The organism is Streptomyces smaragdinus, assembly GCF_009604385.1.
Lineage (GTDB): Bacteria > Actinomycetota > Actinomycetes > Streptomycetales > Streptomycetaceae > Streptomyces > Streptomyces smaragdinus.
In genome coordinates, this window is the sequence record NZ_WEGJ01000055.1 from 1 (window position 1) to 23,893 (window position 23,893).

The 23,893-nt window shown below is 71.0% G+C and carries 28 protein-coding genes; 18 read left to right on the plus strand and 10 right to left on the minus strand.

Features of this window, described 5'->3' with window-relative positions; translation table 11 throughout:
• Positions 1-86: 86 nt before the first annotated feature.
• The gene (locus tag SRB5_RS37810; RefSeq protein ID WP_407704026.1) at positions 87-761 is read left to right on the plus strand and encodes a DNA/RNA non-specific endonuclease; all 675 of its coding nucleotides are present in this window, start codon (positions 87-89) and stop codon (positions 759-761) included.
• 16 nt (positions 762-777) lie between these two features.
• Positions 778-1,293 (plus strand): SMI1/KNR4 family protein, encoded by a 516-nt coding sequence (locus tag SRB5_RS33125; protein WP_153457196.1) that lies wholly within the window; start codon positions 778-780, stop codon positions 1,291-1,293.
• 243 nt (positions 1,294-1,536) lie between these two features.
• On the opposite strand, the gene SRB5_RS33130 is transcribed toward SRB5_RS33125, so the two are convergent.
• Together SRB5_RS33130 and SRB5_RS33135 are read right to left on the minus strand one after the other, a co-directional pair.
• The gene (locus SRB5_RS33130; protein ID WP_323378895.1) at positions 1,537-1,758 is read right to left on the minus strand and encodes a DUF397 domain-containing protein; all 222 of its coding nucleotides are present in this window, start codon (positions 1,756-1,758) and stop codon (positions 1,537-1,539) included.
• Positions 1,755-2,675: a helix-turn-helix domain-containing protein gene (locus SRB5_RS33135; protein ID WP_323378897.1), complete on the minus strand. Its 921-nt coding sequence runs from the start codon at positions 2,673-2,675 to the stop codon at positions 1,755-1,757. Before SRB5_RS33135 ends, SRB5_RS33130 begins: the two co-directional genes overlap by 4 nt.
• 119 nt (positions 2,676-2,794) lie before the next feature.
• Between SRB5_RS33135 and SRB5_RS33140 the strand changes: the two genes are divergently transcribed.
• The 8 genes from SRB5_RS33140 to SRB5_RS37310 all read left to right on the plus strand — a co-directional run bounded on the left by SRB5_RS33140 (position 2,795) and on the right by SRB5_RS37310 (position 7,584).
• Positions 2,795-3,247: an ATP-binding protein gene (locus tag SRB5_RS33140; RefSeq protein WP_153457198.1), complete on the plus strand. Its 453-nt coding sequence runs from the start codon at positions 2,795-2,797 to the stop codon at positions 3,245-3,247.
• A 79-nt stretch (positions 3,248-3,326) separates the two neighbouring features.
• Positions 3,327-3,614: a type II toxin-antitoxin system Phd/YefM family antitoxin gene (locus SRB5_RS33145; RefSeq protein WP_153457199.1), complete on the plus strand. Its 288-nt coding sequence runs from the start codon at positions 3,327-3,329 to the stop codon at positions 3,612-3,614.
• 5 nt (positions 3,615-3,619) lie between these two features.
• Positions 3,620-4,021, plus strand: a complete 402-nt coding sequence (locus tag SRB5_RS33150; protein ID WP_228390641.1) for a type II toxin-antitoxin system VapC family toxin — start codon at positions 3,620-3,622, stop codon at positions 4,019-4,021.
• A 137-nt stretch (positions 4,022-4,158) separates the two neighbouring features.
• Positions 4,159-4,863, plus strand: coding sequence for a 3-oxoacyl-[acyl-carrier-protein] reductase (gene fabG / locus SRB5_RS33155; RefSeq protein WP_153457201.1), 705 nt, complete (start codon positions 4,159-4,161; stop codon positions 4,861-4,863).
• Positions 4,864-4,868: 5 nt separating this feature from the next.
• Positions 4,869-5,645, plus strand: a complete 777-nt coding sequence (fabI, locus tag SRB5_RS33160; protein WP_153457202.1) for an enoyl-ACP reductase FabI — start codon at positions 4,869-4,871, stop codon at positions 5,643-5,645.
• 151 nt (positions 5,646-5,796) lie between these two features.
• Positions 5,797-6,138 (plus strand): hypothetical protein, encoded by a 342-nt coding sequence (locus SRB5_RS33165; protein ID WP_194293108.1) that lies wholly within the window; start codon positions 5,797-5,799, stop codon positions 6,136-6,138.
• A 41-nt stretch (positions 6,139-6,179) separates the two neighbouring features.
• Positions 6,180-7,427 (plus strand): CynX/NimT family MFS transporter, encoded by a 1,248-nt coding sequence (locus SRB5_RS33170; RefSeq protein ID WP_153457203.1) that lies wholly within the window; start codon positions 6,180-6,182, stop codon positions 7,425-7,427.
• 43 nt (positions 7,428-7,470) lie between these two features.
• Positions 7,471-7,584, plus strand: coding sequence for an SGM_5486 family transporter-associated protein (locus tag SRB5_RS37310; protein WP_267132635.1), 114 nt, complete (start codon positions 7,471-7,473; stop codon positions 7,582-7,584).
• A gap of 12 nt (positions 7,585-7,596) precedes the next feature.
• Here the strand turns inward: SRB5_RS37310 and SRB5_RS33175 are convergent, their stop codons facing one another.
• Positions 7,597-7,794: a hypothetical protein gene (locus SRB5_RS33175; RefSeq protein ID WP_153457204.1), complete on the minus strand. Its 198-nt coding sequence runs from the start codon at positions 7,792-7,794 to the stop codon at positions 7,597-7,599.
• A gap of 101 nt (positions 7,795-7,895) precedes the next feature.
• The gene (locus SRB5_RS33180; RefSeq protein WP_153457205.1) at positions 7,896-9,086 is read right to left on the minus strand and encodes a hypothetical protein; all 1,191 of its coding nucleotides are present in this window, start codon (positions 9,084-9,086) and stop codon (positions 7,896-7,898) included.
• A gap of 121 nt (positions 9,087-9,207) precedes the next feature.
• On the opposite strand from SRB5_RS33180, the gene SRB5_RS33185 reads away from it, so the two are divergent.
• Positions 9,208-9,729, plus strand: coding sequence for a SixA phosphatase family protein (locus SRB5_RS33185; protein ID WP_153457206.1), 522 nt, complete (start codon positions 9,208-9,210; stop codon positions 9,727-9,729).
• Between the two features lie 9 nt (positions 9,730-9,738).
• Here SRB5_RS33185 and serB read toward each other — a convergent pair whose 3' ends face one another.
• The gene (serB, locus tag SRB5_RS33190) at positions 9,739-10,938 is read right to left on the minus strand and encodes a phosphoserine phosphatase SerB (protein WP_153457207.1); all 1,200 of its coding nucleotides are present in this window, start codon (positions 10,936-10,938) and stop codon (positions 9,739-9,741) included.
• A gap of 92 nt (positions 10,939-11,030) precedes the next feature.
• Positions 11,031-12,716, minus strand: coding sequence for a streptophobe family protein (locus SRB5_RS33195; RefSeq protein WP_153457208.1), 1,686 nt, complete (start codon positions 12,714-12,716; stop codon positions 11,031-11,033).
• A gap of 308 nt (positions 12,717-13,024) precedes the next feature.
• Here SRB5_RS33195 and SRB5_RS33200 point away from each other — a divergent pair, with 308 nt between their 5' ends.
• Positions 13,025-15,511 (plus strand): FHA domain-containing protein, encoded by a 2,487-nt coding sequence (locus tag SRB5_RS33200; protein ID WP_323378899.1) that lies wholly within the window; start codon positions 13,025-13,027, stop codon positions 15,509-15,511.
• 76 nt (positions 15,512-15,587) lie between these two features.
• Here SRB5_RS33200 and SRB5_RS33205 read toward each other — a convergent pair whose 3' ends face one another.
• From SRB5_RS33205 to SRB5_RS33215, 3 genes are all read right to left on the minus strand, one after another.
• The gene (locus tag SRB5_RS33205) at positions 15,588-16,019 is read right to left on the minus strand and encodes an aggregation-promoting factor C-terminal-like domain-containing protein (protein WP_407704025.1); all 432 of its coding nucleotides are present in this window, start codon (positions 16,017-16,019) and stop codon (positions 15,588-15,590) included.
• A gap of 184 nt (positions 16,020-16,203) precedes the next feature.
• A complete protein-coding gene (locus tag SRB5_RS33210) occupies positions 16,204-17,295 on the minus strand; it encodes an S-adenosylmethionine:tRNA ribosyltransferase-isomerase (protein ID WP_153457221.1) in 1,092 nt (363 codons plus the stop codon).
• A gap of 8 nt (positions 17,296-17,303) precedes the next feature.
• Complete coding sequence (locus SRB5_RS33215; RefSeq protein ID WP_153457210.1) at positions 17,304-18,014, minus strand: SDR family NAD(P)-dependent oxidoreductase; 711 nt, start codon at positions 18,012-18,014, stop codon at positions 17,304-17,306.
• A 169-nt stretch (positions 18,015-18,183) separates the two neighbouring features.
• Between SRB5_RS33215 and SRB5_RS33220 the strand changes: the two genes are divergently transcribed.
• The 3 genes from SRB5_RS33220 (at position 18,184) to SRB5_RS33230 (ending at position 20,372) form a co-directional block, all read left to right on the plus strand.
• Positions 18,184-19,347, plus strand: coding sequence for a GAF domain-containing sensor histidine kinase (locus SRB5_RS33220; RefSeq protein WP_153457211.1), 1,164 nt, complete (start codon positions 18,184-18,186; stop codon positions 19,345-19,347).
• Positions 19,340-19,990 carry a response regulator transcription factor gene (locus SRB5_RS33225; protein ID WP_323378900.1) on the plus strand — a complete coding sequence of 217 codons (651 nt, stop codon included), beginning with the start codon at positions 19,340-19,342 and terminating at the stop codon, positions 19,988-19,990. Before SRB5_RS33220 ends, SRB5_RS33225 begins: the two co-directional genes overlap by 8 nt.
• Before the next feature lie 142 nt (positions 19,991-20,132).
• Positions 20,133-20,372, plus strand: coding sequence for a chaplin (locus SRB5_RS33230; RefSeq protein WP_323378902.1), 240 nt, complete (start codon positions 20,133-20,135; stop codon positions 20,370-20,372).
• Positions 20,373-20,430: 58 nt separating this feature from the next.
• Here the strand turns inward: SRB5_RS33230 and SRB5_RS33235 are convergent, their stop codons facing one another.
• Positions 20,431-21,228, minus strand: coding sequence for a hypothetical protein (locus SRB5_RS33235; RefSeq protein WP_153457212.1), 798 nt, complete (start codon positions 21,226-21,228; stop codon positions 20,431-20,433).
• Positions 21,229-21,552: 324 nt separating this feature from the next.
• Between SRB5_RS33235 and SRB5_RS33240 the strand changes: the two genes are divergently transcribed.
• The 3 genes from SRB5_RS33240 (at position 21,553) to SRB5_RS33250 (ending at position 23,882) form a co-directional block, all read left to right on the plus strand.
• On the plus strand, positions 21,553-22,350 hold the full coding sequence (locus SRB5_RS33240; RefSeq protein ID WP_153457213.1) for an ABC transporter ATP-binding protein: 798 nt from the start codon (positions 21,553-21,555) through the stop codon (positions 22,348-22,350).
• Between the two features lie 119 nt (positions 22,351-22,469).
• A complete protein-coding gene (locus SRB5_RS33245) occupies positions 22,470-22,883 on the plus strand; it encodes an NfeD family protein (RefSeq protein ID WP_323378908.1) in 414 nt (137 codons plus the stop codon).
• A gap of 9 nt (positions 22,884-22,892) precedes the next feature.
• A complete protein-coding gene (locus tag SRB5_RS33250) occupies positions 22,893-23,882 on the plus strand; it encodes an SPFH domain-containing protein (protein ID WP_228390642.1) in 990 nt (329 codons plus the stop codon).
• Positions 23,883-23,893: the final 11 nt, after the last annotated feature.

Here is a 23,893-nt window from a genome sequence, read left to right on the forward strand (position 1 = left end):
CCGCGTCCTTCTCCTGCTGCTGCATCAACTCGGCTCCCGTGCGTACGATGTCCGAACTGTTGTGGGAGCCACGTGCCTTGCCCATGATGATCCTTCCCGGCACCAGTCACTCTGATGCCAACCGGTCATACCGGGCATACACAAACCACGCGACAGGCCCATTTCCGGAGGAATCGGCCGATCAATTCCTGAATGAAGCGAGGGATGGTGGCGGCGACTCGCGGGATAGGGATCGTTGTGACGATTACAGTGGGGAAAACTCGGTCGGGAATATAGTTTACCTTCCCCGGGAGCGATTTAAGCCCGGGCTTGGAGGTTGTAGAGCCACAGGGGCAATCGCCTACTTCGCGGGGCCGGAGGATAAGCTGGACGGGACCGGAACGGCTTGGAATAATGATCATCCGGAAGGAAGAATCGAGCCGCCCGATTTTTTCAAATTGCCATGGGGAGAGCGGGCGAGGGGGCATTTGATTGGCCGCCAGTTCGGCGGTTCAGGAACCGAACTCCGTAATCTAGTCCCCTTGTACGCTTCTGCAAATCTCGCCATGGGTTATATCGAGAACAGGATTAGTAAAGAGATCGGAGCTGGTCAGGCCGTGCACTATGAAGTTACTCCTGCATACGGAACAAACTCCACCGGAGTGCCGGTTGCTGTGCATCTTGAAGCTCGTGGGAACCGTGGCATGGATGTAGACTGTTACATCGAAAACGAGGAGCACGGCCCATCTCCGGTTTGCTCATCGAAAGTATATGAGCGCTAAAGGAGTGAGTTTCGGTATGCCAGTAGCGCGTGTGTTGGGGTCGCGTAAGCGGATCAAGGGCGCAAGTGTCGAAGCGTGGCACGCAATTGAATCAATGTTGAGCGTTCGACTACCTGTCGAGTACAAGACGCTTGTCGACGAATACGGGGATGCCATGATTTTTGGCCACCTCTATCTGCCTCATCCGGAAGGGAATAAGCCGCTCTCGAAATTTCTAGAGGATCGCAAATTTCGCGAGGCCGAAATTGAATATTATCAATCGGTGCCAGATAGGGTGCGGCAATTCGGGAACCTTATGGTTCCTTGGTGCTACCATTCCTGGGATGGGGATATGGGGTATTTGATGCCTCCTGGTGGCGAGTGGGAGAGTTGGTCCGTGGTGATTGAGCTTCGCCAGGAATCTCGTTTCGTAATTCATGATGTGGGGGTTGATGATTTCATTTTGAAACTCTCTGACGAGAGTCGATTCATGCCCACCTGGCCTCGTGAGAATCCTTCGTGGAGATCAATCCCTGAAAGTTTTCTCATCTGACCGTTCATACTTCAGCTAGATGTCTTGTATGTATTTGATGCGGTGCGGGTGAAATGTCGCACGATGGCCGACCGGTGGCCGTTTCGGCGATGCCAAACCACGTTGTACTCCCCAGCGCCAGACTGTTTATTCAGGTTGAACTGGTGCTGTGCGGCTGGAAGGCGATAGCTTGTGATCCTTTCGTGGTTATCATAGAAGATGGTGTGTCCAAGCTGGTGGGGGTCGGCGCATGCCCGGGCACGGTCAGAGTTCACCGGTTGTGATCCCGGTACGGAAGGCGGCCCATTCTGAGGCGGTGAAGCAGAGGGGTTGCCGGTCGGGGTTTTTTGAGTCGCGTATGGCGCGGGCTCCGTCGGGGAGTTCGGTGATCTCGACGCAGTTGTTCTCCGCGCCACTTTCCGAGGCCTTGTGCCAGACGGCGTCGGTGAGGTCCATGGCGTACAGGTCGCGCTTGTGGTCGGTCACTTCCTCAGCCCTTCCTCCAGTTGGATGAGGCGGATCCGGGAGTCCTCCACCGAGAGCGCCGTGGCTCGAATGCGCTCGTACGCTCGCTCGAAGGGCGCCGTGTCCTCGCCTTCAACGTACGTTGCGGTTCCGGTGTTCTCCAAGAGGGCGACCGTGGGCAGCGGGGGTTGGAACTCGGCCAGGGTGAAGCCGCCTTCGAGTCCTGGATGGGCAGTGGAGTCCAGCGGCATGACCTGGATGGTGACGTTGGGGAGTTCGGCGGTGTCGAGCAGCCTGCGCAGTTGCTCGCGCATGGTGGCCGGCTGGGCGGCGAACCTCTGGTGCAGCGCCGCTTCGTGGACGATGGCCCAGAGTTCCAGCGGTGCTCCGGGGCGGGTGAGGACCGATTGCCTGGCCATCCGGACCTCGGCGAGGGCGGTGACCTCCTCCGGTGTCCGTGTTGTGGTGATTCCCGCGATCGTCTGCCGGGCGTATGCGGCGGTCTGCAGTAGTCCCGGAACCAGCAGCGGGGCCCAGTCGCAGATTCGCAGGGCGTCGGACTCCAACGAGATGTAATCGGCGTAGGTGGGGCGCATGAGGCCGGAGTACGCGTGCCACCAGCCGCTCTTGGCGGAGTCGGCGCGGAGTGCCGTGAGCGCGGCACGGACCTCCGGGTCGGTGACCCCGTATAGGTCGAGGAGTTGGGGGAGCTCGCCGGGTCTGATCCCCTGAACCGCGTTCTCGATCCTCGACAGCTTGGGTCCCGACCAGCCCATGGACTCTGCAGTCTGGTCGAGACTGAGCCCCATGTTGTTGCGGTAGCTGCGAAGTGCCGCTCCGAGGCGACGGCGGCGGACGGTGGGCGCTGCGGGGGAGTTCGGCATAGCTGGGAGCATGCACGGTGTCCGGTTGGACCAGGCAGCAATCGGTGAAAGCATCACACGATCGGGTTGGAAGTTTGCAATTGGCTTCGGAGGTCCTGCACGCTCAAGTTGCCTGGGGTAGTGCTCGGTTGCCTGTGGTGATCGAGAACTGTCTGCGTGCTGGAAGGAATCCCATGACCTCCACCCTTGGCTGGTACCCGACCCGAACCCCTGGCGGCTTCATCCTCCACCTCTCCGCGACTCCCGAGCATCTCCGGGCCGTCCGAGGTCTCGTCGAGCAAACCCTCACCGGGGCGGGTGCCGACGGCGACCTGACGCACGCCGCGAAGCTCGTGCTCTCCGAGCTCTGCGGGAATGCCGTGCGGGCCTGCGGAGACTTCGTGCCCCTTGTGGCGGAGCTGGAGGCCGAGCCCGGGGATGGGGGGCGGCCCGAGGCTGTGTGGGTGAGGTTGCATGATCCGCAGGGTGGTGTGCGGCCCCGTGCCAGTGCCGGGCGGATGGATGATCCGTACGCGGAGTCCGGGCGCGGGCTCGCCCTCGTCGAGCTTCTCGCCCCCGGTTGGGATACCACCCTGACTCCCGTGGGGAAACAGATCCGGTGCCGCGTTCCGCTGCCGGGCGCCTGATCGCGCGAGATCGCCGTCAGAATGTGGGTACGATTGCGTGAGTGTAGGCACAATCTCCATCGAGAGGACGGAGGCCGAAATGAGCGCCATTTCCGTGCGGGAGTTCTCGTACAACCCCAGTGCTGTCTTCGCTCGCGTCGAGAAGGGCGAGGCGGTGCAGGTCACCCGGCATGGGAAGGTGATCGCCATACTGCTGCCGGGAGCCGGGCCGACGGCCCGGTACTCCGAGCTTGTTGCCCAGGGGAAGATCCGGCTGAAGGCGGCGACGACCTCGGATGTGGCGCGGATGCGTCGCTACCGGCTGCCCGCTGGTGCTCCCGATCCCGTGGATCTGCTGATGGCCGAGCGTGAGGCGGACGACCGTTGATCTACATGGATTCCTCCGCGCTGATCACGTTGATCGTCGAGCGGCCGGGAGCAGACGAGCTGCAGGCGTTTCTCGCCGATCGCCCCGGGATTCCTCTCGCGACCAGCACGGTGGGAGTAGTAGAGACGGTGCGGCAGCTCGATAAGGTCGGTGACTTCCCGCATGCGCTGGCCGACCTGGATCAGATGGTGACAGAGATCCTCCTCACCGAGGAGGTCCGGGACCTGGCGGCCAGGGTGCCGGCCATGCTCCGGTCGCTCGACGCCATTCACCTGGCGAGCGCGCTTGCACTCGACGACGCGCTCGACTGTTTGGTGACGTACGACAAGCGCATGCTCGACGCGGCCCGGGCGGCAGGGCTGGACGCTCACGCTCCTGGATCCGAGGGCGAAGCCGGGGCTCATTGACTGTAGGAACCCAACAGGACCGGGGTGGAGCCGCTGTGGCTGCCCCGGTACCCGGCGGCGGGGGGCGACCGATAGGTTTTCGGGGGAGGCGCCGCATATCGGCGGGCCGTGTCGGACCACGAACGAAAGGGTGAGCCTTGAGCCGCTCCGTACTCGTCACCGGAGGTAACCGGGGCATCGGCCTCGCCATCGCCCGTGCTTTCGCCGACGCCGGCGACAAGGTCGCGGTCACGTACCGCAGCGGGGAGCCGCCGGCGGGCTTCCTCGGCGTCAAGTGCGACATCACCGACACCGAGCAGGTGGAGCAGGCCTACAAGGAGATCGAGGAGGCCCACGGCCCCGTCGAGGTCCTGGTGGCCAACGCCGGCGTCACGAAGGACCAGCTCCTCATGCGGATGTCCGAGGAGGACTTCACCTCCGTCCTCGACACCAACCTCACCGGCACCTTCCGCGTCGTCAAGCGCGCGAACCGGGGCATGCTGCGCGCCAAGAAGGGGCGCGTCGTCCTGATCTCCTCCGTGGTGGGCCTGCAGGGCTCGCCGGGCCAGGCGAACTACGCCGCCTCCAAGGCCGGCCTCGTCGGCTTCGCCCGCTCCCTCGCCCGCGAGCTGGGCTCGCGCAACATCACGTTCAACGTCGTCGCACCCGGATTCGTCGACACCGACATGACACGCGTGCTCACCGACGAGCAGCGTGCCAAGATCGTCGCGCAGGTGCCGATGGGCCGCTACGCCCAGCCGGAGGAGATCGCCGCCGCGGTGCGCTTCCTCGCGTCCGACGACGCCTCGTACATCACTGGAGCCGTCATTCCCGTTGACGGCGGATTGGGCATGGGTCACTGAGCACCATGAGCGGAATCCTCGACGGCAAGCGCATCCTCATCAGCGGTGTGCTGATGGAGTCCTCCATCGCCTTCCACACCGCCAGGCTGGCGCAGGAGCAGGGCGCGGAGATCATCCTCACCGCCTTCCCGCGGCCCACGCTGACCGAGCGCATCGCCAAGAAGCTGCCGAAGCCCGACGACGTCAAGGTCATCGAGCTGGACGTGTCGAACGACGAGCACCTGGCGCGGCTCGAGGGCCTGGTGCGCGAGCACCTCGGCGACCGGCTCGACGGCGTCGTGCACTCCATCGGCTTCGCGCCGCAGGACGCGCTCGGCGGCAACTTCCTGAACACGCCGTTCGAGTCCGTCGCCACCGCGATGCACGTCTCGGCGTTCTCGCTGAAGTCGCTGACCACGGCGCTGCTGCCGCTGATGACCGAGGGCGGCTCCGTCGTCGGCCTCACCTTCGACGCGCAGTTCGCCTGGCCGCAGTACGACTGGATGGGCCCGGCGAAGGCCGCGCTCGAGGCCACGAGCCGCTATATGGCGCGTGACCTGGGCAAGGACAATATCCGCTGCAATCTGATCTCCGCCGGCCCGATCGGTTCGATGGCCGCCAAGTCCATCCCCGGCTTCCCGGAGCTGGCCGCCGTGTGGGACGAGCGCTCCCCGATGTCCTGGGACCTGTCGGACCCGGAGCCGGCCGGCCGCGGTGTGGTCGCACTGCTGTCCGACTGGTTCCCCAAGACCACCGGCGAGATCATCCACGTGGACGGCGGTCTGCACGCCGTCGGCGCCTGACCCCCGCCATCCCGTACGTGTCGCCCGTTCGGCCCAGCCGAGCGGGCGGCACGCGTGTGACGGCGCGCATCCTGAGGGGGAGCAACTCCCTTGTGGTGCAGCAGCGGCGGGGTCCGTGGGCCCCGGCCGCAGTAGAGCCGAGGAGGTCCGCGTGCGTCATGCCGTCCACCTCCTCGCCTGTACCGTCGTCGCCGCCGCGGCCGTCACCGCGGTCGCCGTCGCCTCCGACGACCCCGGCCGGCGCGCCCCGCAGGCGAAGGGCCCGCGGGAGGCGGCCTGCGGCACCGTGATCGAGGGCTCGACGGCGTGGGTGTCGTGCTTCAACCCCAGCCCGTACGCCGACCGGGTCCGGCTGCACGTGGAGTGCGCGAACTGGTGGGACCCCGACGTCGACTCGGCGCCGCTGCGGCTCGACCCGGCGGAGGGCGGGCGGCTGGAGGGGCGCTGCTGGTTCGCGATCCGCGGGGCGTGGGTGACGCACGAGGGAGGCTGACCCGGTCCCACCAGGCCAATCGCGCATCCTATGATCTCGGGATGGGTTCGACACTACGCCGGCAGAAGGCCGCGGACCGGCACCTGCCGCTCACTTCCGACGCCGCGTCCCCCTGGCCCCACCGGCTCATGGTGGCCGCCCTCCTGCTGGCGGCGGTGAACCTGCGCCCGGCGATCACCAGCCTCGGCGCGCTGCTCGAGGAGGTACGCGCCGGCGTCGGCATGAGCGGCACCGTGGCGGGCCTGCTCACCTCGATGCCCGCCCTGTGCTTCGCCGTCTTCGGCAGCCTCGCCCCCCGGCTGGCCCGCCGCTACGGCCCCGCCGCCGTGATCACCGCCGGGCTCGGCGCGATCGGGGCGGGCGTGGCGATCCGCCCGCTGCTCGGCACCACGGCCGGCTTCCTGGCGGCGAGCGCGCTGGCGCTGGCCGGCATCGCCGTGAGCAACGTGCTGATGCCCGTGATCGTCAAGCGCTGGTTCCCCACCCGGCTCGGCCCCATGACGGGCCTCTACTCCATGGGCCTGGCCCTCGGCACCGCGTCCGCGGCGGCCCTGACGGTCCCCGTCACCGACGCCCTGGGCGGCTGGCGGCCGGGCCTCGGGGCGTGGACGCTGCTCGCGGCCGTCGCCGTCGTACCGTGGCTCGCGGTGCAGCGACGGCGCGACGGCGGCGGGGCAGGGGGCGCCGCGGCGGAGACGGCGGAGCGGCCGGTCCGGGTCGTCAGGAGCCCCACCGCCTGGGCGCTCGCCGTCTTCTTCGGCTTCCAGGCCACCGCGGCGTACGTGACCATGGGCTGGCTCCCGCAGATCTTCCGCGACGCGGGGGTCTCCGCCGGCACCGCGGGCGTGCTGCTCGCCGTCACGATGGGGATGGGCGTGCCGCTCGCGTTCGTACTGCCCCGGCTGGCGGCGCGCCTCAGCCACCAGGGGCCGATCGTGGCCGTCCTCGCGGTGTGCGGGCTGGCGGGCTACGCCGGGCTCTGGTTCGCCCCGGCGGCCGGCGCCTGGGCGTGGGCGCTGCTCCTCGCGGTGTCGAACTGCGCGTTCCCCCTGATCCTCACGCTCATCGGCGTGCGGGCCCGCACCGGCCCGGGCGTGGTGCGGCTGTCGGCCTTCGTGCAGGGGACCGGGTATCTGATCTCCATCCCCGGGCCGCTGGTCGTGGGCGCGCTGTACGAGTCGACGGACGGCTGGCACGCGCCGATCGTGGTGCTGGTGGTGCTGATGCTGGGGCAGCTGACCGTGGGCATGATCGCCGGCCGGGACCGGGTCGTCGAGGACGAGGTGTGACCCGCTGTCGGGAGGAACGGGGTCCGGATGGGAGGATGTCCGTATGCCAGTGCTCGAACCGAATCCTCAGGGCGGCCAGCGCAAGCTGCTCATGATCCTCGCCCTGATCGCCGGGATCACCATCGCCATCAGTGTCGTCGCGACGATCCTCGCGTAGGCCCGTAACGGATCAGAAGATCTTGAGGAGCGTCCGCTCCAGCCACTCCAGCACCTCGCCCAGCGGGACGGACGAGGCCGCCTGCGCGTCCCCCGAACCCAGGGCGGCCAGGAGGCCGGCGAACATGGCGACGGGCAGCGCCACGGCCCACCACCGCAGCCGGATGTCGGCCGGGCGTGGGGACGGTCGGGTACAGGTCGTGGCCGCCATATGTCCCTCCGAGGTCCGTTCCTCCTGATGATTCGAAACTATGCGAGGCCCCGGCGCATTCCCATCAGGTGATCCACCCAGTTGACCCTGACACTGGCCCCCTAGGGGATGGTGGGGCCAGCCCCACCCCCGTCCTTCAACGGCACCAGTCCGCCCGACCCTTCGGGCGGCGAGCCGAGCCGTCTGACCTCGATGTCCCGTTCTCCGGGGCGCCATACGGCCAGTCGTACGCCCACACCGTCGAACACCCCGGCAACGACGATCCGTCCGTCGTCGGTCCAGGCCCAGTCGGACGTCTTCAGCTGGACCGAGACCGGCGTGGACGGCATGTGCAGCCAGCGGCGGGACGCGCGCTCGTACACCCAGAAGTCCATGTTCTGGTAGCCGCCGTCGGATGGTGCCCGGTCGAACTCGAAGGCCAGTCGGGAGCCGTCCGGACTGCCCTTCACCTGCGGCAGCATGGCGTCGGGTGCCGCAGGGAGCCGGCCCAGCGAACGGCGCGGGCGGCCCGGCTCGTCCGCGTACAGCCGATTGCGCTCGACCGTGAACAGCGTCCGGCCGACGACCGTGAACTGGCCGTGGGAGCGCCGGAGCACCGAGAAGTCCCGTGGATCGACGAGGATCGAGCCGTCCGTGTTGCCGTCCGGCTGATTCTGCCAGCCGACGAAGCCCAGCGGGGTCTGCGCGAACACCTCGACCGAGCAGTCGACCGGCCGCGGCCGGGTCAGCCGGCGGCCGTCCAGGCCCAGCTTGCGCAGCTCGCACCGCGCCTCGGAGTACCAGCGCTTGATCCACACCCCGTCCGCGGCGGGCGTGGGGAAGCCGCCCTTGAACAGCAGCCGGACCTGGTCCTCGCCGGGCCGCAGCACGTAGACGCGAATGTCCTCGATCGCGTCGCCGCCCGCGTTCGTGGCGATCACGGCGTCGTCGCCGACCGCCGTCGCCCAGCTGAGGGTCCGCCGGGTGGGCAGGCCCCGCACCGTGCGGCTGGTACGGGTGTCCACGTCGTACAGCGTGTCGCCGATCAGCAGCCGCAGCCCCGTGGGGGAGCCGTCGTCGGTGCCGCGCAGCAGCCGGGGCGGGCCCGTCGGGGTGGGGGAGGGCGACGGCGAGGGGCGCGCCGCGGGGCGGGAGGCCGACTCCGCGACGTCCAGCGCGGGGTCGGTCACGGTCATCCAGGCCACGCCCAGCAGGGCGACGGCCGGCGCCAGCACCATCAGCCAGCGCGGGGGCCGCGGCGGGCGGCGGGGGGAGAAGAAGCGCTGCGGCGGCTCGTTCCCGAGTATCTCCACACTTGTGTAATACCCCGCCCGGACCACGGTGGTTCCGCCCGTGGCGGACAAGGTTCACCCCTGCCGGGCGAGCATGCCCGCACCGCCCGCGCGCCGGCGGGTTTCGTGCGAACCTGGGCATATGAGCGTCGAAACGTCCCGCAGCGTCATTCTCCTCCGGCACGCCAAGGCGGACTGGCCGCAGGTCTCCGACCACGACCGGCCGCTCGCCGATCGCGGACGCAAGGAGGCGCCCTCCGCCGGCGCCCGGATCGAGACGCTCGGCCTCACGCCCGAACTGGCCCTGTGCTCCACGGCGGTGCGGGCCCGCGAGACCTGGCGGCTCGCGGTGCCGGAGCTGTCGAAGCGGCCCCGGACGGTGTACGAGGACCGGCTCTACGAGGCGTCCCTGGGCGAGCTGATCGCCCTGCTCAACGAGACGCCCGACGAGGTCGCGGACCTGCTGGTCGTGGGCCACAACCCGGGGATGCACGCGCTGGCCGACGCGCTCGCCGGTGACGCCGACGGGGACGTGCTGGCGCGGATGCGGCGGACGGGCTTTCCCACGGCGGCGCTCGCGGTCGTGACGTTCACCGGCGGCTGGAAGTCCGTCGAGCACGGGGTCGGCACCCTGACGGAGTACTGGACGCCCACGCAGGTGTGAGGCCCCCGCTCACTCGATGTCCGCGGCCTCGACCTCTTCGCGCGTGATGCCCAGCAGATAGAGCACGGTGTCCAGGAACGGCACGTTCACCGCGGTGTGCGCGGCCTCGCGGACCAGGGGCTTGGCGTTGAACGCCACGCCGAGGCCCGCCGCGTTGAGCATGTCGAGGTCGTTGGCGCCGTCGCCGATCGCCACCGTCTGCGCGAGGGGCACCCCGGCCTGGGCGGCGAAGGACTTCAGCAGCCGGGCCTTGCCCGCCCGGTCGACTATCTCGCCGGTGACGCGGCCCGTCAGCTTGCCGTCGGTGATCTCCAGGGTGTTGGCGGCGGCGAAGTCGAGCCCGAGGCGCTCCTTGAGCTCGTCGGTGACCTGGGTGAAGCCGCCGGAGACCACGCCGACCTGGTAGCCGAGCCGCTTGAGCGTACGGACCAGCGTCCGCGCGCCCGGCGTCAGCCGCACCTGGGCGCGGACCTTGTCCACCACCGACGCGTCCAGGCCCGCCAGCAGCGCCACCCGGGCGTGCAGCGACTGCTCGAAGTCCAGCTCGCCGCGCATGGCACGGGCGGTGACCTCGGCGACCTCGTCCTCGCAGCCGGCGTGCCCGGCGAAGAGCTCGATCACCTCGTCCTGGATCAGGGTGGAGTCGACGTCCATCACGATCAGGCGCTGCGCCCGGCGCTGCAGGCCCGCCGAGACGACCGCGATGTCCACGCCCAGGACCGACGCCTCCGTGGCCAGCGCGGTGCGCAGCTCCTCCGTGGGCGCGCCGGAGACGGCGAACTCGACGGCGGTCACCGGATACTTGGCCAGCCGGAAGATCCGGTCGATGTTCCCGCCCCTGCCCGTGACGGCCGCCGCCACGGCGGCCACCGACCCCGACGTGAGCGGATGCCCGAGCACCGTGACATGGGAACGCCCGTGGCCCCGCGGCGGGTTGTCACCCGTGCCGGACAGTATCTCCGCCTGGAGCTTCAGGGACTCCGCCCAGGAGTGTACGGTGGCCCGCAGCTCGCCCTCGGTGGCTATCCCGGGGGCGGGGACGGTGACGAGCGCGCACAGGGTGATCCGGCCCCGGGTGACGGTCTGCTCGATGTCCACGACATCCAGCCCGTACACGGCGAGGGTGTCGAACAGCCCGGCGGTGATCCCGGGGCGGTCCTTGCCGAAGATCTTGATCAGCAGGGTGGGGGCATCAGACGGTGTGCTCATGATGACCCCCAACCTACCCGCGCCGCCCGAGTCACGCCGGACCGGTCCGCCCACTGGGCACCCCGGACACGGCGCCCCGGGGTGTCCTCCCCTCAGCGCCGCCGACCCGGCCGTCCCGGGGGCGGCGGGTTCTGCGGCGGTATCCCCGGCCGCGGCGTACGCCCGCCCGGGGGCGGCCCCGGCGGCGGGGTGCCCGGCGGCGGCATGCTCATCGTCGGCTGATCCCCCCGGCCGCCGTCACGGCCCGGCCCCTGGTACGGATTCGGCTCGGCGCCGCCCCCCGCGTACGGGTTCGGCCCGCCCTCCGGCGTCCCGTGGCCCGGCGACGGGTTGTACGGCCCGGGCTGATACGCCGCCGACGGATACGTCCGCGCGGACGACGCCGCCGGATCAGCCGGCGCACCGGCGGCCACCGGTGCCCCGGCCGCCACTCCCGTGGCCAGTGGCGCCGCCCGCCCGCCCGCCGCCCCGGCGGCCAGGGCCAGCAGCGCCCCGACGGCACCCGCCCCGGCGCCCCACAGCGCCCCGAGGAGCAGCGCGAGCGGCACACTCCCTGCCAGCGTCGCCCCCGCCCCGACGGCGTCGAACCCCAGCACCGACAGGCTCGCGTCCGCCGAAATCCCCGTCAGCCACACCAGCAGCGGCAGCGTCAGCGCCGTCACCGCCCCGAGCCGCAGCGCGCACCGCCCGGCGAACGCACCGCCCCGCGCCCCGTCCACCGGGGTCCGCGCGGCCGTCAACACCCCCGCCGACAGCATCATCAGCGCGCAGGCCACCGGCAGCAGCCACACCCGGCCGTCCAGCTCCGCCAGCCGGCTCAGCGTGATCTGCTTGTCCTCACCCGTCAGCAAATCGTCCAGCGGAGTGGGCAGCAGATCCTTCAGCTGACCCGTCGCCTCCCCGTGCCAGGGCACGAACAGCCCCAGCGGGATCGCCAGCCACACCCCGTTCGGCGCGCCGACCAGCGCCCCGCCCACGATCTGCCCGTGCGCGTCCTCCGTCACCGCCGCGTACGCCGCCGCCGCGCCGCCCGCCGCCACGGCGAGCACCAGGACCATCCGCAGCGCGGACGCCGCCGGCCGTACCGTCCGGTGCAGGGCCTCCCAGCCGCGGGGCAGGGGCGAGGTCCGCGAGGCGGCCAGCGAGATCAGCAGCACGACGGCCACCCACAGCAGCCCGGCGAGCAGCGTCGGCGCCGCGTCGACGTCGAAGCCGACCTTCGCGTCGGTCTTCGCCATGTCGCCCAGCGCGTCCTCGAGTCCGCCGCCGATGTCCCCGATGCCCAGGTCGTCCAGCACCCCGCCGCCCGGCGCCTGGTCCACCGGCAGCTTCGCCCCGTCTATCGTCACCGAGCCGCTGCCGGCCCACACCAGCCCGCCCAGCAGCGCCGTGAACAGCACGATCACCGTCCCGGCCCGCACCGCCAGCTCCGTGGCGTCGATACTCGCCCCCGCCTGGCGCAGCGACCGGACGAACAGCCAGCCCAGCACCAGCGCCCCGGCCAGCGACACCCCCAGCGGGGTGATGCTCACCGCCGCCTGCGCCGGATCCACGTCCATCCCGAAGGCACTCAGCTCCCCGGTCGGCGTGATCTGCCCGCCCACGGCGAGAGCCGTCGCGGCGGCCGTCATCGGGCCCAGGGAGCCCACGGCGTCGGCCCCCAGTAAGTGCAGCCCCAGCGCCGCCACCGCCACCATCGCCAGATACGCCCAGCTCACCACGGCCACGGCGGAGGCGAGAATGCTCCCCCACCGCAGGCCGGCGCCGCGCTCGTCCATCAGATCCCGCCCCCGGTCGTACCCAAGTCCTGCCCGCCGCGCGGAACTCGCCGCGTTGTCGCGTACCACTCTCCGCGCCCGGCACTACCGGGTCAACGGGATGTGGATAACTCGGGGCGAGCTGGGGCGCGCGGGGGCCCAGGGACACCCGGTCGGCGCCGTGACGTGGACTGAGCTTGCCCCGGGCCGGAACCTGGTGAAACAGTTCCTCCCGATGTTCGCCAACCCTAGAATCCCTGCAGGAGGGCCCGCCGAGCGGGACCTTCGCGTCAGGGGGCAACTCGGGGGACAACTTTGTGGGGCATGGAGTGCCAGAACTCGTACTGGAACTGAACGGACGCACCTGGAACCTGGACCAGTCACGGTCCTACAGTCTGGGCCGCGATCCGCAGAGTGACGTGACCTTCGACGACGCCCGGGTGTCCTGGCGTCACGCGACGATCCGCTGGGGTGGGCGCGGTTGGCTGCTGGAGGACCACGGCAGCACCAACGGCACGTACGTGCAGGGGCAGCGGATCCACCAGACGGAGATCGGCGCGGGCGCCAGCGTCCATCTGGGGAACGCGACGGACGGCCCGCGGCTGCAGATCACCGCCACGGCCGACGTGTACAGCGCGCCGACGGCGTACTCCGGCCAGCCACCGCAGCAACAGCCGCAGCAGGTCCCGCCGCAGCAGGCGTGGCCCCAGCCGCAGCAGCCGCAGGCAGGCCCCGGCGGCCCGAACGGCCCCCGGATACCGCAGCAGGCCGGTGGCCCACCGCCCCAGCAGCCGGGCGGCCAGGTCCCGGTGTACGGCGGCCGCAACCCCACCACGTTCCACCGCCTCGAGCTCGGCCGTGTCACGCGTATCGGCCGTGCCCTGGACAACGAACTGCGGGTGGACGACCTCCAGGTCTCGCGCCACCACGCCGAGTTCCGCTCCACGCCGGACGGCCGCCACGAGATCATCGACCTGGGCAGCCACAACGGCACCTACGTCAACGGCCAGCAGCTCCCGTCGCGCAGCACCCGGCTGATCGGCCCGCAGGACATCATCGGCGTCGGCCACTCGACGTTCCGCCTGGTGGGCAATCAGCTCGAGGAGTTCGTCGACACCGGTGAGGTCACGTTCTCGGCCCGCCATCTGACGGTGAAGGTCGCCGACAACAAGACGATCCTCAACAACGTCTCCTTCGGCGTCCCCGAGAAGAGCCTGGTCGCCGTCATCGGCCCCTCCGGCTCCGGCAAGTCGACGCTGCTGAAGGCGCTCACCGGCTACCGCCCCGCCAACGAGGGCGACGTCCTGTACGACGGCCGTAACCTCTACAAGCAGTTCGCCGAACTCCGCCAGCGCATCGGCCTCGTCCCCCAGGACGACATCCTGCACACCCAGCTCACCGTGCAGACGGCCCTGCGGTACGCGGCCAAGCTCCGCTTCCCCGGCGACACCGCGGAGAACGAGCGGCGTGCCCGGGTCGACGAGGTGCTGCGCGAACTGAAGCTCGACATACACAAGGAGAAGCAGATCAGCTCGCTCTCCGGCGGCCAGCGCAAGCGCGTCTCGGTCGCCCTGGAGCTGCTGACGAAGCCCTCCCTGATCTTCCTCGACGAGCCGACCTCGGGCCTGGACCCGGGCATGGACCGCGACGTCATGAAGCTGCTGCGCGGCCTCGCCGACGACGGCCGCACGGTCCTGGTCGTCACGCACTCGGTGGCCGAGCTGGCGCTGTGCGACCGGCTGCTGGTGATGGCGCCGGGCGGTTCGGTGGCGTACTTCGGCCCGCCGGACGAGGCGCTGAACTTCTTCGGCTACGAGACGTGGGCGGACATCTTCTCCGCGTTCGAGTCCTACCGCGACTACGACTGGGCGGGGCGCTGGCACGGCTCGCAGCACTACCAGATGTACGCGGCGGACATAGACGCGGTCGCCCCGCAGTCCGCGCAGGTCGCGCCGAACCAGATCAGACCGGCCAAGCCCCAGAGCTGGGGCGCGCAGCTGTTCACCCTGGTCCGCCGCTATCTGTCGGTGATCGCCTCCGACAAGGGCTTCATCGCGCTGATGTTCATCCTGCCGGCGGTGCTCGGCGGCGTGAGCATGGTGCTGCCCGCCGCACACGGCCTCACGTACGGATCGCCGAAGGGCACCCCACCGCTCGCCAACGGCGAGGCGCCACCGATCCTGCTCATCATCGCCGTCGGCGCCTGTTTCGCGGCGGCGGCCAACTCGGTCCGTGAGCTCATCAAGGAACGGGTCATCTACGAACGGGAACGCGCCACCGGTCTCTCCCGGTCCGCGTATCTGATGTCGAAGGTGCTGGTCCTGGGCATGATCACGGTGCTGCAGGGCGTGCTGATCGGCGCCCTGGGCCTGACCACCCGCGATCTGCCCGAGAAGAAGCTGATCGTCAGCCCGCTGATCGACATCACCATCGCCGTCATCGCCCTGGGCCTCACCTCGATGATGATCGGCCTGATCATCTCCGCGCTGGTGAAGACCGCGGAGAAGACGATGCCGCTGCTGGTGATGTTCGCGATCATCCAGGTGGTCTTCACCGGCGCCCTCTTCCCGCTGTTCGGCACGGCGGGTGTGGAGCAGGTCGCCTGGCTGATGCCCTCGCGCTGGGCGGTCGGGGCGATGGGCGCGGTCGTCGACCTGAACACCCTGATGCCGAACGAGAACGGCGCGGACCCGCTGTGGAAGCAGACCACCGGGGCGTACGCGATGGACATAGGCGTCCTGCTGGTGCTCGGCCTGATCTGCTGCGTGATCGTCTCGCGGCTGCTGCGCCGGCACGAGCCGGAGGTCATGCGCTGACGGCGCCCGTACGCACGACGCCGGGGGCGGCACCCGATGATCGGGTGCCGCCCCCGGCGTCTGTCCGTCCGCCGGCTCAGTACCAGTGGTGGGTCTGCCAGAAGGACCAGGCGTCGCACGGGCTGCCGTAGCGGTCGTTCATGTAGTCCAGGCCCCACTTGATCTGGGTCGCCGGGTTGGTCTTCCAGTCACCGCCGGCGCTGGCCATCTTGTTCGCGGGCAGGGCCTGCACCAGGCCGTACGCGCCGCTGGCGGCGTTCGTCGCGTGGTGGTTCCAGCTGCTCTCGTGCCCGACGATGTGGGAGAAGCAGGTGAACTGCGCCTCGCTCTTGATCATCTTGTCGGCCAGGGCGCGGTTCGCCTGGGGCGTACCGGCGGTGGGGGCACCGGCGGCCGACGCGTGCGGTGCGACGGCCAGGCCGGCGGTGACGGCGACGGCGGCAGCGGCGGCCACCTTGAGGGAGATCTTGCGGGCCGTACGTATTCGGGGGGTGGTGAGCTCTCGCACGAGGGTTCGCCTTCCAGGAGTCGACGTGGCCGTGACCGGTCCGTCGGCACGACTCGATCAGTTGTAAGGCCTGTCCGATTCAGTACGCAAAGACCCCGTCTACGACGATTCCTCGTACACCCGCGGTCCCGGACCAAAGTCCCTTCGGGCCGCGTTTCGCCCCCGTTTTCCGCACCCCCAGGTCCTACCGCCCCTCGTAGGTGACCTGGGTCTCGTGGCGGGCCTCACACGGCGGGCCCGGATCGGGCCCCAGGATGAGGTGCGCGTCACCGAACTCGTGCCACAGATATCCGGCGTCCAGCGCCTCCGCGTAGCCGCGCCGCAGCGGCTCCCGCCCCGCGATCGCCTCCAGCATCAGCAGATGCGACGCCTCCGGCTCGTGCAGCCCCGTCAGCAGCCCGTCCACCGCCCGCACCCCCCGCTCCGGCGTGACGACCAGATCCGTCCACCCCCGCGCCGCGCACACCGTCCCCGACGCCCCGGCCGCCGACTCCAGCGCCCGCACCGCCGTGGTGCCCACCGCCACGATCCGCCCGCCACCCGCCCGCGCCGCGTTGACCAGCCACGCCGTGGGCCCCGGCACCTCGTACCACTCCGGGTACGGCGGCTCGTGCGCCTCCGCCGACGACACCCCCGTATGCAGCGTGACCGGCGCGAACTGCACCCCCCGGGCCACCAGCCGCGCCACCAGCTCCGCCGTGAAGGGCCGCCCGGCGCTCGGCATCTCCGCGGACCCCGCCCCCGACGCACCCGGCGCGGCGAACACCGTCTGATACGCGGCCAGCGGCTGATCGCGCTCCGTGTACGCGTAGCGGATGGGCCGCCCGTACCGCAGCAGATGCCCCGGCACGTCCGCCGCCGCCACCCGCGCCCACCGCAGCCGCTCCCCGCCGCCCACCCCCTCCTCCAGTACGAGCACCACCCCGCCGCGCAGCCGCACCCGGGTGCCCGCCGCGGGGCCGGGCCGGGGCCGGGTCGTGCCCCGCCCGTCGGGGGAGCGCAGCTCCACCGCCCAGCGCCCGTCCTCACCGGCGGTCGAGAAGTGCACGACCACCCGCTCGTCCCCGATCCGTCCGTCCACCGCCGCGGGCAGTGTCGGCGAGGTGTTCACGACCAGCACGTCCCCCGCCCGCAGCACCCCGGGCAGCTCGCCGAAGGCGTGATGCGTCACCGCCCCGTCACCGTGGGACACCAGCAGCCGCACCGCGTCCCGGCCCGCCCCCGGCGCGCGCTGCTCCGGCGGGATGCGGGCGTGCAGGGCGTCGGGCACCCGCATACCGGTGATCACCGCTTCTCCCGCAGCGCCGCCGCCGTGTACCGCCCGCTCGCCACGTCCTCGTCGACCAGCCGCAGCAGCGCCGGCGCCACCTCACGCGGATCGAGCCGCTCGCCGAAGTCCCCGTCGTCCGGTACGGCGGCCGCGTACAGATCCGTCCGCATGTCGCCCGGGTCCACCGCCCACACCCGCAGCTCGGGGTGCTCCACCGCGAGCACGGCGGTCAGCTGGTCCAGGGCCGCCTTCGACGCCCCGTAACCGCCCCACGTCCCGTACGCCTCCACGGCCGCGTCACTGCTGATGTTCAGCACCCGCCCGCGCGGGGAAGCGGTCAGCAGCGACAGCGCCTCCTGTACGAGCGCCAGCGGCGCCACCACGTTCGTCTCCAGCGCCGCCCGGAAGCCGTCCAGCGGCTGGCGCGCCAGGGGCACCAGCGGCTCGGCGCCCAGCGCGCTCGCGTTGTTCACCAGCAGATCCAGCCCGCCGTGCTCCTGCGCGGCCGCGACCAGCGACCCCCGCGTCCACGCCTCGGCCACATCGCCCGGCACCGCCGCGACCACCGCGTCCGGCCCGGCGACGGTACGCAGCCGCGCCACCGTCTCCTCCAGTACGTCCCGCGACCGCGCGTTCAGCACCAGCCGCCAGCCCCGCCCGGCGAGCTCGTACGCCAGCGCCCGGCCCAGCCCCTTCGACGCTCCCGTGATTACCGCAACCGGCATGATCAGTCCCCTTCGTCGTCGCTCCGCCCCACCGTAGGAACGCCCGCCCCGCCGCCACCTCCGGCGGCGGACCCAACGCGGCCGGGCACATCGGCCTAGTCCCCGGGTCCCGGACGCATCCCGACCACCGCTCGATCCCCGCGACCTGCGGCGCCGGTACGGTGAACGCATGCCGTCCACCCAGCCCCCCGCCCGCGCCCGTCTCGACGCGGTGAGCGAAGCGCTGCTCGCGATGAGCCGACAGCTGCAGGTCCGCGACGTGCTGCAGACGATCACCGCCTCCGCGCGCGAACTGCTGCGCGCCGAGTACGCGGCGCTGGGCGTGCCGGACGACCACGGCGGCTTCGCGCAGTTCGTCGTGGACGGCGTGAGCGACACCCAGTGGAAGGAGATCGGCCCGCTGCCCCGCCAGCACGGCATCCTGGCGGCGATGCTCCAGGACGAGACCCCGCAGCGGCTCGCCGACGTCCGCCAGGACCCCCGCTTCGGGGGCTGGCCCAAGGCCCACCCGACGCTGCGCGACTTCCTCGGCGTACCGATCAGGGACGGCGAACAGATCCTCGGCGCCCTCTACCTCGCCAACAAACAGTGCGACCCCGACGAGCGCCGCAGCGGCGAATGCGCCTTCACCGCCCAGGACGAGGCCCTGCTGCAGACCCTCGCCAAACACGCCGCCATCGCCCTCACCAACGCCCGCCTGTACGAACGCAGCCGCGAGCTCACCATCGCCGACGAACGCGCCCGCCTCGCCGGCGAACTGCACGACGCCGTCTCCCAGAAGCTGTTCTCCCTGCGGCTGACGGCCCAGGCCGCCGCCGCCCTCGTCGACCGCGACCCGGCCCGCGCGAAGGACGAACTGCGCCAGGTCGTACAGCTCGCCGCCGAGGCCACCGACGAACTGCGCGCCGCCGTCGTCGAGCTGCGCCCCACCGCGCTGGACGAGGACGGCCTCGCCGCCACCCTCGCCGACCAGGTCCACGTACTCGACCGCGCCCACAGCGCCCGCGTCACCTTCACCACCCGCGGCGTACGGGCCCTGCCCGCCACCCAGGAGGAGGCGCTGCTGCGCGTCGCCCAGGAGGCCCTGCACAACGCCCTGCGCCATTCCGGCGCCGCCCACGTCGACGTCGCCCTGCTCCGCCGCGGCACCGGCGCCGTGCTCACCGTCCGGGACGACGGCCGGGGCTTCGACCCCACCGCCGTCCGCAGCGCCGGCCGCCATCTGGGCCTGGTCTCCGTCCGGGACCGGGCGGCGGGCGTCGGCGGCAGTCTGACCGTAACCTCGGCGCCCGGTGCGGGCACCACGATCGAGATGGAGGTGCCCGGTGGCTGACACCGCGGACAGGATCCGGGTCCTGCTGGTCGACGACCACCAGGTGGTACGACGGGGGCTGCGCACCTTCCTCGAGGTCCAGGACGACATCGAGGTCGTCGGCGAGGCGGCCGACGGCGACGAGGGCGTCACCCGGACCGAGGAACTGCGCCCCGACGTCGTGCTGATGGACATCAAGATGCCCGGCACCGACGGCATCGAGGCCCTGCGCCGGCTCGGCGCGGCCGGTAACCCGGCGCGCGTCCTCATCGTCACCAGCTTCACCGAACAGCGCACCGTCGTACCGGCGCTGCGGGCGGGCGCCGCCGGCTACGTCTACAAGGACGTCGACCCCGAGGCCCTGGCCCGGGCCATCCGCTCCGTGCACGCCGGACACGTCCTGCTGCAGCCGGAGGTCGCCTGCGCGCTGCTCAGCCAGGAGGAACCGGCCCCGGGCCACGGCCGCGGCGGCTCCCTCACCGACCGCGAGCGCGAGGTGCTGGGCCTGATCGCCGACGGGCGCTCCAACCGGGAGATCGCGCGGGCGCTCGTCCTGTCGGAGAAGACCGTCAAGACCCACGTGTCGAACATCCTGATGAAGCTGGACCTCGCCGACCGCACCCAGGCCGCGCTCTGGGCCGTACGCCACGGGATGACCACCTGAGAACGTATCGGAACGTCATCGTCCGGTCGGAGATTCATACCGTCGTGTAGTTGTGCGCGCCGCGGCGCAACCGGCGCGCCGCCCGCGCGTTCTCCATGGCGTGCCGCGGCCGGCTGGCCGCGGCGACGCGCAAGGAGGAACAGTGAAGAACCTGAAGAAGGCCGCGGCCCTTTCCCTGCTGGCCGGCGGCCTGCTCGCCGCCGGAGCCGGCGCCGCCGCCGCGGACAGCGGGGCCGACGGCAACGCGATGGGGTCGCCGGGCATCGTGTCCGGCAACGTGGTCCAGGTGCCTGTCGACGTCGACGCGAACGCGTCGGGCAACAGCGTGAACGTGATCGGTGTCGGCAACCCGGCGTTCGGCAACTCCGCCGTGAACCGCTGATCCCGGCAGTGCCCGCCGGGCCCCGCGGACGCGCCCGTCCGCGGGGCCCGGTCCTGCCTCAGCGCCGCCGCTCGAGCTCCTCGACGAAGGCGTTGTACGCCGCCACCTGCGCCCGGCGCGCCGTCCGCTCCAGCGGCCGCAGCGCCTCCCGCCGGGCCGTGATCTCCGACGCGGACACCGCCCCGCCGTGCTCCGCGTGCTGCGGCGCGGCGGCGATCGCCAGCAGCGCGCCCACCCGCTGCGCCAGCTCCAGCACCCGCGTCGCCCGCGGCGGATACCCCGGCGCCGGCTCCCGCCGCCCCGCCTCCGCCCGCGCCTGATACGCCGTGAGCGCCGCCCGCGCGGCGGGCCCCGCGCCGGCCACGTCGAGCCGCGCGAGGACCTCCGTCGCCTCCCGCATCGCCTCCGCCAGCTCCCGCTCGGCCTCGCCCAGGGACGGCACATCGGCCGGCGGTGCGTCCCGTACGGCCGAGCACCGCCACGTCACCTCGACGTGCTCGTCACCGTCGGGCCCCACGGCGTACACCTCGGGCACCAGCCCCAGCGCCGGCCCCCCGGCGACCAGCACGGCCTCCCCGGCCTCCAGCGCCGCGGCGTTGAACGCGGGCGGACCGGCGAGGCCCAGCGGATGGCCCGGCGCGGGCAGCGCGACCCGCAGCCCCGAGGCCCCCAGGGCCCGCAGCCGCCCCAGCGCGAGCGTGAGCCCCACCGGGGTGTCCTCCCCGGGCAGCCCCTCCACCCGGTGCCGGGCGTCGTCGCCGACGATCTCGTGCACAGCGGTGTCCGGCGGAACGGCACCGGCGATCAGGGCATTCCCCCACGCCGCGAGCCGCCCGGAACGCGGTTCATCTAGCATGTGCCCAGCGTAGGCCCCGGGTCCGACAAGTGGACGACGGCAGGGGCCCGACAGCAAAGGCGGCGACGCCCACCCCACCCTTGGCAACGCCGCCCGCGGCGACTGGCAGGGGCCGAACGAGAAGGCGGCGACGCCCACCCCACCCCCGGTAACGGGCGGCTGCGGGCGGGAATCCCCCCGCGCCGAAGGCGCGGGCGCCGCCGCACCCCGGCCCACACCCCACCTCACCAACGGCGTGGCGTAGGTTTGCCCTCATAGAGGCGCCCCGCGCAATGGGCACCGGACGAGATGGACGCAGCGGGACAAAGAGGAGACTGCACGCTCATGAGCGATGTACTGGAGCTGGTGGACGTATCGGTGGTCCGCGACCGACGAGCTCTGGTCGACCAGATCTCCTGGTCGGTTGCCGAGGGCGAGCGATGGGTCATCCTCGGCCCCAACGGCGCCGGCAAGACCACGCTGCTGAACGTCGCGTCCAGCTACCTCTTCCCGACCTCCGGCACCGTCCAGGTCCTCGGCGAGAAGCTCGGCAGCGTCGATGTCTTCGAGCTCCGCCCCCGGATCGGCATGGCCTCCAGCGCGCTCACGGACAAGCTGCCCAAGAGCCAGACCGTACTGGAGACCGTCCTCACCGCCGCGTACGGCATGACCGCCCACTGGCACGAGGACTACGACCCCGTCGACGAGGAGCGCGCCCGCGCCTTCCTCGACCGCCTCGGCATGAGCGAGTTCACGGACCGCCGCTTCGGCACCCTCTCCGAGGGTGAGCGCAAGCGCACCCAGATCGCCCGCGCCATGATGACCGACCCCGAGCTGCTGCTGCTCGACGAACCGGCCGCCGGCCTCGACCTCGGCGGCCGCGAGGACCTGGTCCGCCGCCTCGGCCGACTCGCCCGCGACCCGTACGCCCCCTCCATGATCATGGTCACCCACCATGTCGAGGAGATCGCGCCCGGCTTCACCCACGTGCTGATGATCCGCCAGGGCAAGCTCGTCGCCGCCGGCCCCCTCGACACCACGCTCACCTCGCGCAACCTGTCGAAGTGCTTCGGCCTGCCCCTGGTCCTGGAGCGCAGGGGCGAGCGGTGGACGGCGGCGGGCCTGCCGCTGGGTGCCGCCTGACCCGATCCGCACCACCGGCACCGTCCCGTACAACGGCCTGATCAATTAATCGACTTGGGCGCCGCGTTACCTGTCCGAACAGGCCCGCGGCGCCCTAGCATTACCCCGTGGACGCATGGGTGTGGTGGCTTGTCGCCGCCGTGGGATTGGGCATACCTCTGGTCATCACGACGATGCCCGAGTTCGGCATGTTCTCGGCGGGCGCCATCGCCGGATCGATCACAGCGGCCGTCGGCGGCAACATCACGATGCAGGTCATCGTGTTCGCCGTCGTCTCCACCGCGCTGATCGCCGTCGTCAGACCGATCGCCAACCGGAACAGGACGCAGCAACGCCCCGACCAGCGCACGGGAATAGACGCGCTCAAGGGCAAGCAGGCGGTCGTCCTCGAACGCGTCGACGGCCGGGGCGGCCAGATCAAACTCGCGGGCGAGGTGTGGAGCGCCCGCGCCCTCCAGGAAGACCAGGTGTACGAGCCCGGTCAACGGGTGGATGTCGTGGACATCGACGGCGCCACAGCCGTCGTCATGTAAGGGAGCGCAATGGAACCGATCATCATCGTCCTGATCATCCTGGTGGTGCTCGTCTTCATCGCACTCATCAAGACGATCCAGGTGATCCCACAGGCCAGCGCCGCCATCGTCGAGCGCTTCGGCCGCTACACGCGCACCCTGAACGCGGGCCTGAACATCGTGGTGCCGTTCATCGACACCGTCCGCAACCGCGTCGACCTGCGCGAGCAGGTCGTCCCCTTCCCGCCTCAGCCGGTGATCACGCAGGACAACCTGGTCGTCAACATCGACACCGTCATCTACTACCAGGTGACCGACGCCCGCGCCGCGACGTACGAGGTGTCGTCCTACATCCAGGCCATCGAACAGCTCACCGTCACCACGCTGCGGAACATCATCGGCGGCATGGACCTGGAGCGCACCCTGACCTCCCGCGAGGAGATCAACGCGGCCCTGCGCGGCGTCCTCGACGAGGCCACCGGCCGCTGGGGCATCCGCGTCAACCGGGTCGAGCTGAAGGCGATCGAGCCGCCCACCTCCATCCAGGACTCGATGGAGAAGCAGATGCGCGCCGACCGGGACAAGCGCGCCGCGATCCTCACCGCCGAGGGTGTCCGCCAGTCGGCGATCCTCACCGCGGAGGGCGAGAAGCAGTCCGCGATCCTGCGCGCCGAGGGCGAGGCCCGCGCCCAGGCGCTGCGCGCGGAGGGCGAGGCGCAGGCGGTGCGTACGGTCTTCGAGGCGATCCACGCCGGGGACGCGGACCAGAAGCTGCTGTCGTACCAGTATCTGCAGATGCTGCCGAAGATCGCCGAGGGCGACGCCAACAAGCTCTGGATCGTCCCCAGCGAGATCGGCGAGGCGCTCAAGGGCCTGGGCGGCGCGCTGGGCAACTTCGCGCCCGGCGGCGGCTCCAACGGCGGCGGTACGTCCGCCCCGCCCGCCGACCGCGGCGAGACCCCGATCCCGCCGCAGCAGCGGCGCGCCGCCGGCTACCGCGAGCAGCCCCCGCTCGAGTGAACGGGGGCCGG

What these genes read in the sequence shown, in the direction of transcription:
- SRB5_RS37810 (WP_407704026.1), top strand. Translation starts at nt 87, where the DNA reads ATGATCCTTCCCGGCACCAGTCACTCTGATGCCAACCGGTCATACCGG.
- SRB5_RS33125 (WP_153457196.1), top strand. Translation starts at nt 778, where the DNA reads ATGCCAGTAGCGCGTGTGTTGGGGTCGCGTAAGCGGATCAAGGGCGCA.
- SRB5_RS33135 (WP_323378897.1), bottom strand. Translation starts at nt 2,675, where the DNA reads ATGCTTTCACCGATTGCTGCCTGGTCCAACCGGACACCGTGCATGCTC.
- SRB5_RS33140 (WP_153457198.1), top strand. Translation starts at nt 2,795, where the DNA reads ATGACCTCCACCCTTGGCTGGTACCCGACCCGAACCCCTGGCGGCTTC.
- SRB5_RS33145 (WP_153457199.1), top strand. Translation starts at nt 3,327, where the DNA reads ATGAGCGCCATTTCCGTGCGGGAGTTCTCGTACAACCCCAGTGCTGTC.
- SRB5_RS33150 (WP_228390641.1), top strand. Translation starts at nt 3,620, where the DNA reads ATGGATTCCTCCGCGCTGATCACGTTGATCGTCGAGCGGCCGGGAGCA.
- fabI (WP_153457202.1), top strand. Translation starts at nt 4,869, where the DNA reads ATGAGCGGAATCCTCGACGGCAAGCGCATCCTCATCAGCGGTGTGCTG.
- SRB5_RS33170 (WP_153457203.1), top strand. Translation starts at nt 6,180, where the DNA reads ATGGGTTCGACACTACGCCGGCAGAAGGCCGCGGACCGGCACCTGCCG.
- SRB5_RS37310 (WP_267132635.1), top strand. Translation starts at nt 7,471, where the DNA reads ATGCCAGTGCTCGAACCGAATCCTCAGGGCGGCCAGCGCAAGCTGCTC.
- SRB5_RS33175 (WP_153457204.1), bottom strand. Translation starts at nt 7,794, where the DNA reads ATGGCGGCCACGACCTGTACCCGACCGTCCCCACGCCCGGCCGACATC.
- SRB5_RS33185 (WP_153457206.1), top strand. Translation starts at nt 9,208, where the DNA reads ATGAGCGTCGAAACGTCCCGCAGCGTCATTCTCCTCCGGCACGCCAAG.
- serB (WP_153457207.1), bottom strand. Translation starts at nt 10,938, where the DNA reads ATGAGCACACCGTCTGATGCCCCCACCCTGCTGATCAAGATCTTCGGC.
- SRB5_RS33195 (WP_153457208.1), bottom strand. Translation starts at nt 12,716, where the DNA reads ATGGACGAGCGCGGCGCCGGCCTGCGGTGGGGGAGCATTCTCGCCTCC.
- SRB5_RS33210 (WP_153457221.1), bottom strand. Translation starts at nt 17,295, where the DNA reads ATGCGGGTGCCCGACGCCCTGCACGCCCGCATCCCGCCGGAGCAGCGC.
- SRB5_RS33215 (WP_153457210.1), bottom strand. Translation starts at nt 18,014, where the DNA reads ATGCCGGTTGCGGTAATCACGGGAGCGTCGAAGGGGCTGGGCCGGGCG.
- SRB5_RS33220 (WP_153457211.1), top strand. Translation starts at nt 18,184, where the DNA reads ATGCCGTCCACCCAGCCCCCCGCCCGCGCCCGTCTCGACGCGGTGAGC.
- SRB5_RS33235 (WP_153457212.1), bottom strand. Translation starts at nt 21,228, where the DNA reads ATGCTAGATGAACCGCGTTCCGGGCGGCTCGCGGCGTGGGGGAATGCC.
- SRB5_RS33240 (WP_153457213.1), top strand. Translation starts at nt 21,553, where the DNA reads ATGAGCGATGTACTGGAGCTGGTGGACGTATCGGTGGTCCGCGACCGA.
- SRB5_RS33250 (WP_228390642.1), top strand. Translation starts at nt 22,893, where the DNA reads ATGGAACCGATCATCATCGTCCTGATCATCCTGGTGGTGCTCGTCTTC.